Genomic DNA, 13899 nt, shown 5'->3' with positions numbered 1-13899 from the left:
TGGACGAGCCCCTCAACGGACGTGGTTGGCGTCTTGGCCGAGCATCTCGGGGGTGACGAGGGTCACGCCGCCCTCGCTGACGTAGAAGCCCGCTTTGCGATCCGCTTCCTGATCGAGGCCGATCACGGTTCCCTCGTCGATTTGGCAATAGCGATCGATCACCGCATTGCGAATCGTGCAGTTTCGCCCGATCACCACATCCGGCAGGATGACCGAATCCTTCACATAGGCATAGGAGTTCACGCGTACATTCGAGAACAACAACGAATGCCGCACGGTGGATCCGGAGATGATGCAGCCGCCCGAGACCATGGAGTCGACCGCCATGCCGCGTCGATCCTCGTCGTCGAACACGAACTTGGCCGGCGGTAGTTGCTCTTGATAGGTCCAGATCGGCCAGCTCTTGTCGTAGAGGCTCAAGGGCGGCGTCACGCCGATCAGCTCCAAGTTGGCCTCCCAGAAGGCGTCGATTGTACCGACGTCACGCCAATAGGCTTGCTCGCCGCTGCGCGGGTCGCGGAAGGTATGGGCCATCACGCGATAGTTCTTGATGACGGCGGGGATGATGTCCTTGCCGAAGTCATGCGACGAGCGCGGGGTGTCGGCATCCTTGATCAGCTGCTCGAACAGGAAGCCGCGATTGAACACATAGATGCCCATCGAGACGAGGCTCTTCCCCGGCGATCCGGGAATGGATTCCGGTTCCTTCGGCTTTTCGGAGAACTGCAGGACGCGGCCCTCGTCGTTGACCGACATGACCCCGAAATCACTGGCGCGCTCGGTCTCCATCTCGAGGCAGCCGACCGTCATATCCGCGCCGGATTCGACGTGGTAGGCGATCATGGCGCCGTAATCCATCTTATAGATGTGATCGCCGGCAAGCACGAGGATATAGTCCGGGTTGTGATCGCGAATGATGTCGAGGTTCTGGAAGACCGCGTCTGCTGTTCCCGCATACCAGGCGGTTTCCGCAACACGCTGCTGTGCGGGCCATAATTCGACGAACTCGCCGAATTCGCCGCGCAGAAACCCCCAACCTTTCTGGATATGCAGAATCAGAGAATGCGCCTTGTATTGCGTCAAGACGCCGATACGGCGGATCCCCGAATTGATGCAGTTCGACAGCGGAAAATCCACGATCCGGAACTTTCCGCCGAAGGGCACGGCCGGCTTGGCTCTCCAGGCCGTCAGGTGCATCAGGCGCGAGCCCCGTCCTCCGGCCAGGATCAGCGCCAGGGTATTTCGGGTCAGGCGGCTGACGAACCGGGGATTCGTTTGGGGCATAAGTCCTCCTGTTGTCGTCTGGACGAGGGCATAAGAGTAGTCCCCCGTATGTTAACATCAAGCCGGTCCGAAGCGTCGGCGCGCTGCCCTGCGGTCGGGTGATCCCCTCGCCGCGCCCCGGGCCGTCGATCCCGACGAGACCCCCGAACCTGTCCGCCCGTCTGCTGCCGACCCGCAGATTCAGGGCGTGGCGCCGCGATATCGAACGGTTTCCGCGACAGCGCCGATCACAGGCGACATCGAGAGCCGACAGCGAAGGAAATATTTCAGAATGGCAACCGCGACACAGCAAGCCCCTAAGGTTCCGGAACCCTTGCAGCGCATTATCGAGGCGCGTCACCACGACCCGTTCGAGATCCTCGGCCGGCACCTCGAGGGTGACCGGGCAGTGGTCCGCGTGTTCCTGCCGGGCGCCGAGTCGGCCACCTTGGTCGAGGCCTCCGAGCCCTTCGCGCGGATCGAGGGAACGGATTTCTTCCTTTGGGAAGGCTCGGCGTCCAAGGTTCCCGAGCGTTACCGCATCGACTGGATCGATGCCTCCGGTGAACATCACGTCCATCATGATCCCTACTGCTTTCCTCCCCAGCTCCCGGATTTCGATCTGCACCTCTTCGGCGAGGGCCGGCACTGGCACGCCTACCGGTTCCTGGGCTCGCACCTGACCGATGTCGAGGGCGTGTCGGGCGTGCAGTTCTCGGTCTGGGCACCGAGCGCCGAGCGCGTGAGTGTCGTCGGAGATTTCAACCAGTGGGACGGGCGCGCCCACCCGATGCGCGTGCGCGGCGGCACGGGTGTTTGGGAGCTGTTTATCCCCGGGATCGGACAAGGCGGGTTCTACAAGTACGAGATCCGCGATCGCGCGACCAACATCCATGTCAAGATCGACCCGTACGCCCAGGCCTTCCAGGAGCGCCCGCAAACGGCCGGGTTCATCTGTCCGGAAAGCCGTTTCCGTTGGGCCGATCAGGATTGGCTGGCGGCCCGTGCCGAATCGGATTGGCAGCATCAGCCTTTTTCCGTGTACGAGATCCATCTCGGATCATGGCAACGCGGTCCGAATGGCGAGTTTCTCAATTATCGGGTGCTTGCAGAGCAGCTCGCAGACTATGTGACCGAGCTGGGCTTTACCCATATCGAGCTCCTGCCCATCACCGAGCACCCCTTGGACGCCTCTTGGGGTTATCAATGCACCGGTTATTTTGCGCCGAGTGCCCGTTTCGGCTCGCCGGACGACTTCCGCTTCTTCGTCGATTATCTGCATCGCCGCGGCATCGGCGTGCTGCTGGACTGGGTGCCCGCCCATTTTCCCAAGGACGCCTATGCCTTGGCGCGCTTCGACGGCACGGCCCTCTACGAGCATTCCGATCCGCGCATGGGCGAGCACAAGGATTGGGGAACCCTCATCTTCAATTTCGGCCGCAACGAGGTGAAGAACTTCCTGTTGTCGAGCGCGCTCTATTGGCTCGACGAGTTCCATCTCGACGGCCTGCGTGTCGATGCGGTCGCCTCCATGCTGTATCTCGACTACTCGCGCAATGCCGGTGAATGGATCCCGAACAAATACGGCGGCAACGAGAACCTCGAAGCCGTGGATTTCATCCGCCAACTCAATACCGTAACGCACGAGCAGCACCCCGGCACGCTCATGATCGCCGAGGAATCCACGGCTTGGCCGGCGGTCTCGCGTCCGACCTACCTCGGCGGTCTCGGCTTCAGCATGAAATGGAATATGGGTTGGATGCACGACACCCTGTCCTATATGGAGAAGGATCCCATCTATCGTCATTATCATCACGATCTGCTGACGTTCGGTCTTCTCTACGCCTTTACGGAGAATTTCGTGCTTCCCTTCTCGCACGACGAGGTGGTGCACGGAAAGAAGTCCATGCTGGACAAGATGCCCGGTGACGCCTGGCAGAAATTCGCGAGTCTGCGCCTGCTCTATACCTTCATGTTCAGCTACCCGGGCAAGAAGCTGCTCTTCCAGGGCTGCGAGTTCGCACACGGCGCCGAATGGGACTTCGACGCGGCCATGGACTGGGATCTGCTCGAACGTCCGCAGCACGAAGGCATCAAGCAGATCGTCTCGGATCTGAATCGTCTCTATCGGGAGCAGCCCGCGCTGCATCAGGTCGACTTCGACAGCTCCGGGTTCGAGTGGATCGATTGTCACGACAGCTCGCAGTCCGTTCTGAGTTATCTGCGCAAGGACCTCTCCGGTCAGCAGATCGTCGCCGCCGCATTCAACTTTACCCCCGTACCGCGCACCAACTATCGCATCGGCGTACCCGAGCCCGGCTTCTATCGCGAGGCACTGAACTCGGACGCCGCGCTCTACGGCGGCAGTAATGTCGGCAACCAGGGCGGTGTCGAGGCCGAGCCGGTGAGCTGGATGGGACGGCCTTATTCCATCCCGATCGCACTGCCTCCGCTTGCCGGGCTCATTCTGGTGCACGAGCCGATGTCCGCCGACGCCCTCGTAAGCGAGACCGAGGGCGCGATTACCGATGCCGACCTGCCGGACGCAGTACCTGTTGCGACCGAGGCGAGCTGACGGGTCCGAGACGGGTGGAGATCTGGGTCGACGCCGACGCCTGTCCGAATGCCGTGAAGGAGATCCTCTTTCGCGTCTCGGAACGGCTCGGCGTTGCGGTGACGCTGGTGGCGAACGGGCCGCTGAGCACGCCGCCATCGCCCTTGGTGCGCTCGGTGCGTGTCTGTGCGGGGTTCGACGTCGCCGACAACGAGATCCTGAAGCGACTCGCTGCCGGCGATCTGGTCATCACCGCGGATATTCCGCTTGCGGCCGAGGTGATCGAATGTGGCGGCCAAGCCCTGAACCCGCGCGGTGAGCTCTATACCAAGGACACGATCCGCGAGCGCCTGACGATGCGCGACTTCATGGACACCCTTCGCGGCAGCGGCATCAACACCGGCGGGCCACCCGCTTTCGGACCGCGCGATCGGCAGGCGTTTGCGAGCGCCTTGGACAGTCTTCTCGCGAAATCCAAACCGCGTCCGGCCTAATCTACGGGGTTTCGAGCGAGAGCAAGCTCGGCGCGGCCACGATCCCGGTGAGACGCGGTTTAAACGATTTTTCAATGCTCTTGGAGGAATCCTCGGATGGCAGTACTCGTCCTCGGTTTGATCCTGTTTCTCGGTATTCACTCGGTGTCCATTATCAACAGCCAATGGCGCACCAGCCTGGTCGCGCGATTCGGCGAGATCCCATGGACGGCTGTATACGGGCTTGTCGCCCTGGTCGGGTTTTATTTGATCGTCTCGGGATACGGGGCCGCCCGTCTATCCCCCATCGTCATCTACGAGCCGCCGGTGTGGATGCGTCACCTCAGCCTGCTGTTGATGCTGCCCGTTTTTCCGCTGCTGCTTGCCGCCTATCTTCCGGGTCGGATCCAGTCCGCGACCAAGCATCCGATGTTGCTCGCCGTGAAGATTTGGGCAACGGCGCACCTGCTTGCCAACGGCACGGCCGCCGACATCCTGCTGTTCGGGGCCTTCCTGGCTTGGGCGGTTGCCGACCGGATCTCGCTCAAGCATCGTACGACCCCGACGGTCTACGGAGCACCGCCCAGCCAGGTCAACGACGCCATCGCAATCATCGGCGGGATCGGGCTCTACCTGCTCTTCATGTTCTGGCTGCACAAGCTCCTGATGGACGTTGCACCGATCGGGTGAGCGTCTCCGATCAGAACCAAGGTGATTGATTCACGCGTAGGATGGGTAGAGCGACAGCGAAACCCATCCTCTAAACCGCCGTGTTGCGGGGTTTCGTTCTGATGCACTTGGCGCGGGCTGGATGGGTTTTGCTGACGTAATACCCATCCCGGTTCAAGACCGCTCGTCCAGGACCGAAAAACTCACGAAGGTGGCGATCAGGATGAAGGTCACGACACAGCCGGGGCTCGGGCAGAGCAGCATCAGGATGGCGGCGCCGCTCCAGACGGCCAGGCAGAGCGTGCGCCGCGCCCGGTGTACGGGTGTGGCCTTGCGCCTCTGGAAGGCGGTGTAGTCGGCGCGACCGCTGCAGAGCCAGTGAATGGCCCGACGGGGCCATTCGGTGATTCGCGAGATGAGCGGAGGCATGGTCGTGGGATCATCGCGAGGCGCCGAGGCGCCTCGCGATTCGCACCGATCAGAATTTGGTCACGACGACGTTCACACCGTCTTCTTGACCCAGGTCGAAGGTGTTGTCGCTCAGCTTGGCGACCGTGCCGATGACCTCGACGACAACGGCGGGATCGGCCCCCGCGTTGATGACGAGACCATTGCCCGAGCCATCGTCGATCACGAGCGTCGCGGCATCCGGTCGGGTGATCGAGATGCCCTCTGCGGGCGAGACGACCGTCAGGTCCGCGTTCAGGAAGCGCACGGACAACGCGGAAGGATCGCGATTGGCCTCGACGAAGGCATCGGCCGCGTCGACAGCGCCGGTCTTGACCTTCTCGGCCAGACCCATGGCCGCCGCTTTCGCCTTGCCCGCGATCTCCCGTGCGTTCTCGCTCGTGGCGGCATCTTTGACCGCTGCAACCGCTTTGTCGAGTTGCTCTTTCCAGTTCATCGTCGTTTCCTCTTGTGGATGGTTCAGCGAAACAGGGACTTGGATGATGAGATCGGGCATGATTCGTCCCTGAGAGACTCTTTCTCGGCGGGCGGTTCGACGCCGGATCGAAGGTCAAGAAAGTCTGCGAGATCCGAGGCAGAACACGCGCACTTGAAAGTATAGAATCCCCTGATTTCTTTGCCGAGTAGACCGGGGTCGAACCCCCGGCACGGGCGTCGGAGCAACCGAAGATGCAACGCATTCGAGTCCAACGCGAGCTGTTCGACATCGCGGAGGAGCAAAAAATTCTCTCCCGCGACAAGCCGCAGGTCGGCGCCGTCGTGACCTTCATCGGTTTGATGCGCGACCTCAACGAGGGCGCCGAGGTGACCGCCATGACCCTGGAGCACTATCCGGGGATGACCGAGAAGGCACTCGGCGCCATCGCCGAGGAGGCCGCTCGGCGCTGGGATCTCGAGGACATCAGCATCCTGCATCGCGTCGGCGAGCTCGCGCCGCAGGATCCGATCGTGTTCGTGGGCGTGAGCAGCCGGCACCGGGGCGAGGCCTTTCGTGCCTGCGAGTTTCTCATCGACGACCTCAAGACCCGCGCACCCTTCTGGAAGAAGGAGCAGACCGCGCAAGGCGAGCGGTGGGTCGATGCACGCGGGACGGACAACGACGCGGCGCGGCGTTGGGCCGAGGGATCCAACGACCTGTAGGTGACGTGTCAGAGATTAAACCGCGCCCCACGCGGTATGCGATGTTTTTGGATGGGATCGGCCCCGGCAGATTTGACGACCGCTGGAGCCGGCGCGGTTTAAGAGATTAAAAAATATATGATTCTAAACCGCGTCCCCGCTAAGGGCAGTGGATGCACCAAACGTCGAGCTCACTCGTAAAGTGAGCATCTCGCTCCGGACGCGGTTTAGTTGCGCACCGGATCTAATCGTTGTCGTTGTCGTTGTCGTTATCGGTTTCCGGACGAACACGAACACGACAACGACAACGACGACAACGAAAAAGTTTGCGACGGTTTGTTCAAGACTTGCCGCATGAGGGACTAAACCGCGTCCAGAGCGAGATGCTCACTTTCGAGTGAGCTCGAAGTTTGGTGAATCCACGACCCTTAGCGGGGGACGCGGTTTAAAATTTTATATTTTTTAATACTTTAAACCGCGCCGGCTCCAGCGGTTCTGAAATCCGCCGGGGCCGATCCCATCCAAAAACATCGCATACCGCACTGGGCGCGGTTTAAACCCCGAGCATCCCCTGATGCTCGATGAAGTCGAGGATCGTTTCCAAGCCCTGGCCGGTGCGCAGATTCGTGAAGACGAACGGCCGCTCCCCACGCATGCGTTTGGAGTCGCGCTCCATGACCTCCAGCGATGCCCCCACGTACGGCGCCAGGTCGATCTTGTTGATCACCAAGAGGTCGGAGCGGGTGATGCCCGGCCCGCCCTTACGCGGGATCTTCTCGCCTTCGGCCACGTCGATGACATAGATCGTCAGATCCGCCAGCTCGGGGCTGAAGGTGGCGGCGAGGTTGTCGCCGCCGCTTTCGATGAAGACGAGATCGAGATCCGGGAAGCGGATCTGCAGATCCTCCACCGCGGCCAGGTTCATCGAGGCGTCCTCGCGGATGGCGGTATGCGGACAGCCGCCGGTCTCCACGCCGACAATGCGCTCGGCGGGCAGGGCTTGGGAGCGGATCAGGAACTCGGCGTCTTCGCGAGTGTAGATGTCGTTGGTGACCACCGCCAGCTGATAGCGGTCACGCAGCGCCTTGCAGAGCGCATCCAGCAGCGCTGTCTTAGGCGAATTACGGGGAAAGTTATACCATTGTGTGCGATAGTGGCGACTGGCTCTGAATCAACGCGCGGATTGTCATGATCTCTCATTCGAATCCAACCGCCCCGGATGCGGGGCATCGCGAGGATCTCAAACTCGCCGCCTCGAAAATGCTCGGAGCGGAGCGACGGGCGTTCCAAGCGGCGATGGCCGTGAAATATTGCGCCGGGAGCGCCCGGCAGGCCGAAGCCGTCTTCGGGTGGAGCCGCCAAGCGGTGGAGCTGGGTCTGCATGAGCGGCGCACCGGGGTGGTCTGCTTGAGCGCACAGTCGGCGTTTGGCGGCGACAAACTTTGGGAAGAGAAACATCCCGCGGCGGCAGCCGTGCTGTGGGAACTGGCGGATGCGCACTCGCAACAAGACCCGACTTTCCGGACGACGCAGTCGTTCACCCGTTTGACCGCGGCGGAAGCCCTGAGGCAATTGCGCGCACGCGGCATCGCCGAGGCCGAGTTGCCGTCGCCGAGCACGATGGCCGAGATACTGAACCGCAACGGCTACCGGCTGCGGCCGGTGCTCAAGGCCAAACCCCAAAAAAAGTCCCGCAAACCGATGCTATTTTCGACAATATCCGGGCCAAAGACCAACGCGACGCGGGCGGACGCGTCGCGCGACTGAGCATCGACTGCAAGGCCACGGTGATGATCGGCGAGTACTCGCGAGGCGGCTGTAGCCGCGGCGAGACCAAGGCCGCCGACCATGACATGGGCTGTCACGAGAAATACACCCCGTTCGGTCTGGTCAACGAGGACACCGGCGCGCTGCACCTGACCTTCGGAAGTTCCGCCAAGACCAGCGACTTCATCGTCGACTGCCTGTATGACTGGTGGGAACGGCAATCGCCCGAGCAGCGCGAGCGCATCACCCTGGTTCAGATCAAGGCCGACAACGGCCCGGAAAGCAACGGGCGACGCACCCAATTTCTCAACCGCATGGTCGCGTTCGCCGATCATATCGGCAAACCCGTTCAGCTGTTGTACTTCCCGCCCTATCACAGCAAATACAATCCGGTGGAACGCTGCTGGGGGATCCTGGAACAGCATTGGAACGGTACGCTCCTAGTGGACGCCCGGACCATGCTCGAGTGGGCCAAGAGCATGACCTGGAAGGGACTGAATCCGGTCGTGGAGATGAGTCGTCAGGTCTACGACAAAGGGATCTCACTGTCCAAGGCAGCCATGAAGAACATCGAGGCGCGCTTGCAGCGAAACCCGGAACTTCCGAAATGGGACATCCTGATCCAACCGGCAGTCTCGGTATGAAAGTTCACGGAAATCGCCTTACCGGAGCCGACGGGGCCGCCGACCCCGATGCGCAGGGGGGGTGAATCGACCATGGTGTCTCCTTCAGGAACGAAACAAGCGGGTGTATTGGGTCTCGTGGGCGGCGCTTGCGATCGCCAGGGCCGGGGTCGATGCGCCGATCTCCGCGTCCGGGACCTCCAGGGCCGCGGCGACCGTGCTCGGGATGAGCCCTGCCAGGCGCGCCAGCGCCTGTTGGCCGCGCGTCTGGCCCAAGGGTACGAGCTTGATTCCGGCCAGCACGAGATTCTCGAGCCAGCTCCAGGCATAGCCCGTCGCCGCCTCCGGCGGCTCGATCCGCCAGGACGCCGCAGCGAAGGCGAAGCCGGCGGCCTGACTGCGCGCGAGCTGCGGTTTCCAGGCAACCGCGTCCTCGAGCCCCCAGGCGATGAGCAGATCGGCCAGCGCGCGTCCGCGATCGGTCTCCTCGCGCCGCAGCTCGGCGGTTTCGCGCCCGGCCAAGAGCCGATCGACCCACCCGGCCATCGCCGCTTGATCGCGATCGAGCGCCGCTGCCTGCATCCGCACCAAGAGCGGGAGGTCCAGATACCGAAGGCTGCTCTGGATCTGATCGGCCATCCAGCCTTCCAGGTCGTCGGCATCGCGGATCCAACCGGTCTCGACCGCCCATTCGAGGCCTTGCGAATAGGTGAAACCGCCGACAGGCAGCGAGGGGCTGACCAGGTGCATCAGGCGCAGCAGAGGCAGCGCCCCCTCAGTGCTCGTGGGCATGGCCCGAATGATCCGCGACCTGACCCCCATAGGCCCCGGACTCCGGCTCGAAGCCGGCATCCACGAGCCTGACCTCGAGTCCGAGACCGCGCACCATCTCGTCGAGGACCTGATCCTGTCGGTAGCTGAGCTGCCCCGACTCGATCTGCAGAGGCACATGCCGGTTGCCGAGGTGGTAACAGGCGCGTGCGAGCAGCAGGGGATCCGCGCTCTCGACACGCGAGAGGTGCTCCGGTGCCGCGATGATGCGTGCGACCAGACCGTCCTCGGCGATCAGCGCGTCCCCGTGATGCAGGACGGTGCCGCGGTGCAGAAAGAGTCCGGCCTCTTGGCCGTCGTCGAGCATGACGCGCAGCCGACAGCGGGTGCGCTGCTCCAGCGTGAGCGTGAGGGTCACGTCCGCCGGGATGTGCGCGGTGGTCGTGCGGATGAAGCGGATCAAGGGTTCGGATTGCGGCACGGCTTCGTCCCCGGTTGTGATCAAGACTGCGGTCCTCGCAGGTGGTTGTCGATCATTGTGCGCACATTGCCGATCAGTGGTCGACCCGGATCACTTTGCCGTCGGCCGTCTGCAGGTCGAGCTCGGGCAGCGGATCCTGCGAGGGATGGACTCGGATGTCTCCCGAGTCGATCCGGACCTCGACCCGATCCCAATCGTTCGCGACGATCCCCATGACGACCTTGGTATCCTTTTCCGTGAAGATTCCCCGATGGCTGATCCGGTAGGTCAGCACCTGATGGTCGCCGGCCAACTCCGGCTCGACCTTGCTCCAGGGTAAGCCGAAGCCACGTGCCTCCAACCGAATCTCGGCCGTGCGGTGCGTACCGCCCGGAAAGAAAAGGATCACGTAAGCCTGATCGGCGACCAGGCGCAAGATGCGGGGAGGCGGATCGAAATCACCCGGCCGGACCCATTGGATCTGCACGTTCTTCAGCGGTGTCGCCAAGAGCACGGCCCCGATCATCAGGGCCGCAACGAGCGCATAGAGCGCCGCCGTGACCTTCGGGCGTCGCAACTCGGGCATCGGGGAAGGGGGTGCCGCCGACTCGGTGACCTCGCGCCGCGGGATGCGGAGGACGAAATAATAGAGCCCCCAGGCAATCCCGTAGGCGATGACCCCGGACCAGATGACGTCCGAGAGGAAGTGGTCCCCCGCCGCCATCCGCCCGATCCCGAGCAGTGTGCCGAAGGCGAGCGAGCCGGCCAGCGCCGTCCAGGCGAGCACCGGCCTGCGTTTGCGCCAGATGATGAAGAAGACGCCGAGCATGTAGCCGACCGAGCTGTGCCCGCACGGGAAGGATTTGCCGTCGCCGTGCTCGGAGATCGCGAGCGGCGGGACATAGGCGCGGGTCCCGCCGAGCGGCTCGATCTGGTGCGGTCGCGGCCGTCCCCAATTGTCCTTGAAGACACCGTTGACGATGAGGCCGGGTCCGAGGATGGTCGCGGCGATCAGCAGGATCGCGTAACAGCGTAGCCGTCTGAACGACTGCCAGATCGCCCCGGCACCGAGCACGAGCAGGCCGCCGAGCATGATGAAGCCGGTCAGGAGCGGCGAAGCGACATAGAGAAAGGACCAAAGCGGTGCTTGGGCCTTGTACCAAGGGTCGTCCACCTCCGGATGATAAAAGAGCGCGGCGACCTGGATATCCAGATCGGTCAGCCAAAAGGGCAGGGTGCCGACCAGGGCGATCAGGACCAAGGCGATGCCTTGCGGGAGCCAATCCCGGTGGGGTGCGGTGTTTTGGGACATGGGTCGTCTCGGTCGTGCTCAGTCGAGATGCTTCATCCAGAAGACCATCGGTTTGGGCGTTTCCTCGGCCTCGTCGAGATCGCGCCAGGAGAAATCGGCATCGGTTCGCAGATAGCGCTCTTCGTACTTCGCGTCGCCCTTGTAGAGATAGAGATAGGGTTAGTCACGAAAGACCCGGTTGCGCAGGCGCGCGAGCGCCGGCAGGTCGGCGACGAGATCCGCCCCCGTACAACACTCGATTTGCAGCTCGGACATTGAAAACCCTCGTTCCGCCGCTCGCCGAGTCCGACCGATCCCGCTGTGACAATCGCGCATCTCGGCCTTGGCGACATCTGCGATGCGGCATCATATACCGAGCACACGCGGATTTTTCGGCGCGTTGCACGCCCTGCGAGCGCCGTGGTCGCGTTGCACTTCCTCGCCGTAGGGGCCGCTACGCCTCATCGGCGCGATCTCTCCCGACGCACGCGGTACGAACCCTGCTTTCCAAAAAGCCCATGTGCGCGGGGTGGTTTACCGAGGAAGGTGTGCGCACCCAACTGCGACGCCGCCCTCAAGTGCGCATCCGCACGCGTGGCGATGAGCGGTTCTCGTATGTTCACCTCAACGACGTCCTCGGACTGTTCAAGCTGCCCGGCCTTGATCATCGTTTGGTCCAGCTGCTGGTGGTCCTTGCGTCCTCAGGGCTTCCAGCCCTGATTCCGTCAGGCCAGGATGGCCTGACGACGCATTCGGTGGCCGCTGTGGGCGAAGGGATGATCGAGGCCGGCCTAGCCGAGACGAGCCGATCAGCCCGGACTCACCCGGCATGCTCAAGATGCGCGAGATGGTCGAGCGACGCTGCGATTACGCCGGCATCGCGCTCGCGGATGCCTTCGACGGCGACGAGACGCTGTGTTATCTCTGCGAGATGAGCGGCGGCCACCCGCGACACCTGATGATGTTCCTGCAATCGGCCTGCAACGAGCTGGATTCGCTGCCGATCACCCGTCAGGCGGCCGACAAGGCGATTCGCAAGTACGGCAACGCCCTGTTGCGCGAGGTGCCCTCTACTTTCCCGAGCTGGGCCAAGTCGAGCTGCGCCCATTCGGGGACAGGGAATGGGCCTTCGGCGTCGATCCGCGTTTTTCCCGGGAAGAACAGCGAGAGCGCTCCCGGGAGCTGGAGGCGCGCCTCGCCCTCTCGCGCAACGCGGTCGATGAGGGCGTCGTTCGCAGCCGACTGGCGTGGTGGGATGAGCTGGCCGAGCTAAACCGCGTCCAGAGCGAGATGCTCACTTTCGAGTGAGCTCGAAGTTTGGTGAATCCACGACCCTTAGCGGGGAGCGTGGTTTAAAATTTTATATTTTTTAATACTTTAAACCTCGCTGGCTCCAGCGGTTCTGAAATCCGCCGGGGCCGATCCCATCCAAAAACATCGCATACCGCACTGGGCGCGGTTTAATGCTGGTGAGGCGCGACGTGGATGAGGCCCTGCGCATCCGCACCGAGGAGCAGTTGCCGGTCTACGAGCGCCTCGGCGACGGACGCGGTCCGTGCTTTCGAGAGGATGCGGGAAGCCGCGACTAAAAAACTCCACGACATCGGCGTTTTCGGGGGTCGGATCCGAGCACGGGAAGACGTGCAACGCGTCGGTTGTCCGCATGCCGCCGCTTCTGCCAAGAAGTTCCAGCGCGTCCTGGTCCCCGGGATCGAGTCCAAGCCACATCGGGAAATCCCTGTTGGCCACGGCGTCTATTCGCCGAAGACGTAGCTCAGGTCCATCTCGAAGGCATCGAACGGGGGGACGCGCACGCGAGTGGGCTCGGTAATGGTGGCGATGACGCGGTCGTGCTCGCCGTCGAGCTGGTAGGCGATCAGGGTGCGGCTCTCCGGCCAGATCAGCCAGTAGAACGGCACGCGGTGGCGTTGCAGAGGCAGGAATAAGGTCAGGGTGTCCTTGCGCTCGTGGCCGGGCGAGACGATCTCGCAGACCCAGTCCGGCGTCAGCTCGACGACACCGCGCGGACGCTTGGGGCTAGGCTCCTTGCGCCAGCCGGCAAGATCGTGGCTCGGGCATTCTTGCGCCACGTAGGCGACGCTGATCTCGGTGGCGATCCACCAGCCGCCGGGGCCGTCCTTGCGCTGGAACGGGCTCAGCTCGTCGTGCGTGGGGCCTTGGACCATCGCGTGCTCACCGCGCGCCATCGGCCGGCGAACGATCTCCCCGCCGATCAGCTCCACCCGCTCATCCGGACATGCGAGCAGTTCGGCGACGGTTGCCGGCTTGTGGGCCTCCATCGGATTGACCTCCGCGAAAGGGGCTTGGGACTCACATTGGCCGATCAGGTCCGCCTATCGACGTACCCTAAACCAACCGATCGACCAAGGCGTTTCGGCATCTTCACGGAGGCGTCACCCTGTCGATCGGGCCGCAACGCT

16 protein-coding genes are annotated in these 13899 nt (G+C 62.9%); 8 read left to right on the top strand and 8 right to left on the bottom strand.

Annotated elements, in window-relative coordinates; genetic code table 11:
- Nucleotides 1-12: 12 nt before the first annotated feature.
- Complete coding sequence (glgC, locus tag KFB96_RS18835; RefSeq protein WP_213460446.1) at nucleotides 13-1284, bottom strand: glucose-1-phosphate adenylyltransferase; 1272 nt, start codon at nucleotides 1282-1284, stop codon at nucleotides 13-15.
- Between the two features lie 271 nt (nucleotides 1285-1555).
- Here glgC and glgB point away from each other — a divergent pair, with 271 nt between their 5' ends.
- The 3 genes from glgB to KFB96_RS18820 all read left to right on the top strand — a co-directional run bounded on the left by glgB (nucleotide 1556) and on the right by KFB96_RS18820 (nucleotide 4980).
- Nucleotides 1556-3838 carry a 1,4-alpha-glucan branching protein GlgB gene (gene glgB, locus KFB96_RS18830; protein WP_300970477.1) on the top strand — a complete coding sequence of 761 codons (2283 nt, stop codon included), beginning with the start codon at nucleotides 1556-1558 and terminating at the stop codon, nucleotides 3836-3838.
- 14 nt (nucleotides 3839-3852) lie between these two features.
- On the top strand, nucleotides 3853-4311 hold the full coding sequence (locus KFB96_RS18825) for a YaiI/YqxD family protein (RefSeq protein ID WP_213460444.1): 459 nt from the start codon (nucleotides 3853-3855) through the stop codon (nucleotides 4309-4311).
- A 96-nt stretch (nucleotides 4312-4407) separates the two neighbouring features.
- Nucleotides 4408-4980: an NnrU family protein gene (locus KFB96_RS18820; RefSeq protein WP_213460442.1), complete on the top strand. Its 573-nt coding sequence runs from the start codon at nucleotides 4408-4410 to the stop codon at nucleotides 4978-4980.
- A 153-nt stretch (nucleotides 4981-5133) separates the two neighbouring features.
- On the opposite strand, the gene KFB96_RS18815 is transcribed toward KFB96_RS18820, so the two are convergent.
- Together KFB96_RS18815 and KFB96_RS18810 are read right to left on the bottom strand one after the other, a co-directional pair.
- On the bottom strand, nucleotides 5134-5388 hold the full coding sequence (locus KFB96_RS18815) for a hypothetical protein (RefSeq protein WP_213460440.1): 255 nt from the start codon (nucleotides 5386-5388) through the stop codon (nucleotides 5134-5136).
- A gap of 49 nt (nucleotides 5389-5437) precedes the next feature.
- Nucleotides 5438-5863, bottom strand: a complete 426-nt coding sequence (locus tag KFB96_RS18810; protein WP_213460439.1) for a hypothetical protein — start codon at nucleotides 5861-5863, stop codon at nucleotides 5438-5440.
- 233 nt (nucleotides 5864-6096) lie between these two features.
- On the opposite strand from KFB96_RS18810, the gene moaE reads away from it, so the two are divergent.
- Nucleotides 6097-6567, top strand: coding sequence for a molybdopterin synthase catalytic subunit MoaE (gene moaE, locus KFB96_RS18805; RefSeq protein WP_213460437.1), 471 nt, complete (start codon nucleotides 6097-6099; stop codon nucleotides 6565-6567).
- 532 nt (nucleotides 6568-7099) lie between these two features.
- Here the strand turns inward: moaE and ureG are convergent.
- On the bottom strand, nucleotides 7100-7651 hold the full coding sequence (ureG, locus tag KFB96_RS18800; RefSeq protein WP_213461222.1) for an urease accessory protein UreG: 552 nt from the start codon (nucleotides 7649-7651) through the stop codon (nucleotides 7100-7102).
- Nucleotides 7652-7842: 191 nt separating this feature from the next.
- Between ureG and KFB96_RS26995 the strand changes: the two genes are divergently transcribed.
- Together KFB96_RS26995 and KFB96_RS18795 are read left to right on the top strand one after the other, a co-directional pair.
- Nucleotides 7843-8313: a hypothetical protein gene (locus KFB96_RS26995; protein ID WP_213462292.1), complete on the top strand. Its 471-nt coding sequence runs from the start codon at nucleotides 7843-7845 to the stop codon at nucleotides 8311-8313.
- 20 nt (nucleotides 8314-8333) lie between these two features.
- Complete coding sequence (locus KFB96_RS18795; protein ID WP_367114980.1) at nucleotides 8334-8957, top strand: transposase; 624 nt, start codon at nucleotides 8334-8336, stop codon at nucleotides 8955-8957.
- 84 nt (nucleotides 8958-9041) lie between these two features.
- Here the strand turns inward: KFB96_RS18795 and KFB96_RS18790 are convergent, their stop codons facing one another.
- From KFB96_RS18790 to KFB96_RS18780, 3 genes are all read right to left on the bottom strand, one after another.
- Nucleotides 9042-9728, bottom strand: coding sequence for an urease accessory protein UreF (locus KFB96_RS18790; RefSeq protein ID WP_213460433.1), 687 nt, complete (start codon nucleotides 9726-9728; stop codon nucleotides 9042-9044).
- The gene (ureE, locus tag KFB96_RS18785) at nucleotides 9712-10170 is read right to left on the bottom strand and encodes an urease accessory protein UreE (protein ID WP_213461221.1); all 459 of its coding nucleotides are present in this window, start codon (nucleotides 10168-10170) and stop codon (nucleotides 9712-9714) included. Before ureE ends, KFB96_RS18790 begins: the two co-directional genes overlap by 17 nt.
- A 91-nt stretch (nucleotides 10171-10261) precedes the next feature.
- Nucleotides 10262-11479 (bottom strand): phosphatase PAP2 family protein, encoded by a 1218-nt coding sequence (locus KFB96_RS18780; RefSeq protein ID WP_213460431.1) that lies wholly within the window; start codon nucleotides 11477-11479, stop codon nucleotides 10262-10264.
- Between the two features lie 27 nt (nucleotides 11480-11506).
- Here KFB96_RS18780 and KFB96_RS18775 point away from each other — a divergent pair, with 27 nt between their 5' ends.
- Both KFB96_RS18775 and KFB96_RS18770 read left to right on the top strand, forming a co-directional pair.
- Nucleotides 11507-11737: a hypothetical protein gene (locus KFB96_RS18775; protein WP_213460429.1), complete on the top strand. Its 231-nt coding sequence runs from the start codon at nucleotides 11507-11509 to the stop codon at nucleotides 11735-11737.
- Between the two features lie 550 nt (nucleotides 11738-12287).
- Nucleotides 12288-12731 (top strand): hypothetical protein, encoded by a 444-nt coding sequence (locus KFB96_RS18770; RefSeq protein WP_213460427.1) that lies wholly within the window; start codon nucleotides 12288-12290, stop codon nucleotides 12729-12731.
- Between the two features lie 481 nt (nucleotides 12732-13212).
- Here the strand turns inward: KFB96_RS18770 and KFB96_RS18765 are convergent, their stop codons facing one another.
- Entirely contained in the window at nucleotides 13213-13758 is a 546-nt protein-coding gene (locus KFB96_RS18765; RefSeq protein WP_213460425.1) for a Uma2 family endonuclease, read from the bottom strand.
- Nucleotides 13759-13899: the final 141 nt, after the last annotated feature.

It is taken from the genome of Thiocapsa sp., from assembly GCF_018399035.1.
Lineage (GTDB): Bacteria > Pseudomonadota > Gammaproteobacteria > Chromatiales > Chromatiaceae > Thiocapsa.
Note: the sequence above shows the minus strand (reverse complement) of the source record. Positions and strands in the feature narration are given on the sequence as shown.

What these genes read in the sequence shown, in the direction of transcription:
- glgC (WP_213460446.1), bottom strand. Translation starts at nt 1,284, where the DNA reads ATGCCCCAAACGAATCCCCGGTTCGTCAGCCGCCTGACCCGAAATACC.
- glgB (WP_300970477.1), top strand. Translation starts at nt 1,556, where the DNA reads ATGGCAACCGCGACACAGCAAGCCCCTAAGGTTCCGGAACCCTTGCAG.
- KFB96_RS18820 (WP_213460442.1), top strand. Translation starts at nt 4,408, where the DNA reads ATGGCAGTACTCGTCCTCGGTTTGATCCTGTTTCTCGGTATTCACTCG.
- KFB96_RS18815 (WP_213460440.1), bottom strand. Translation starts at nt 5,388, where the DNA reads ATGCCTCCGCTCATCTCGCGAATCACCGAATGGCCCCGTCGGGCCATT.
- KFB96_RS18810 (WP_213460439.1), bottom strand. Translation starts at nt 5,863, where the DNA reads ATGAACTGGAAAGAGCAACTCGACAAAGCGGTTGCAGCGGTCAAAGAT.
- moaE (WP_213460437.1), top strand. Translation starts at nt 6,097, where the DNA reads ATGCAACGCATTCGAGTCCAACGCGAGCTGTTCGACATCGCGGAGGAG.
- KFB96_RS26995 (WP_213462292.1), top strand. Translation starts at nt 7,843, where the DNA reads ATGGCCGTGAAATATTGCGCCGGGAGCGCCCGGCAGGCCGAAGCCGTC.
- KFB96_RS18790 (WP_213460433.1), bottom strand. Translation starts at nt 9,728, where the DNA reads ATGCCCACGAGCACTGAGGGGGCGCTGCCTCTGCTGCGCCTGATGCAC.
- KFB96_RS18780 (WP_213460431.1), bottom strand. Translation starts at nt 11,479, where the DNA reads ATGTCCCAAAACACCGCACCCCACCGGGATTGGCTCCCGCAAGGCATC.
- KFB96_RS18775 (WP_213460429.1), top strand. Translation starts at nt 11,507, where the DNA reads ATGCTTCATCCAGAAGACCATCGGTTTGGGCGTTTCCTCGGCCTCGTC.
- KFB96_RS18770 (WP_213460427.1), top strand. Translation starts at nt 12,288, where the DNA reads ATGCTCAAGATGCGCGAGATGGTCGAGCGACGCTGCGATTACGCCGGC.
- KFB96_RS18765 (WP_213460425.1), bottom strand. Translation starts at nt 13,758, where the DNA reads ATGGAGGCCCACAAGCCGGCAACCGTCGCCGAACTGCTCGCATGTCCG.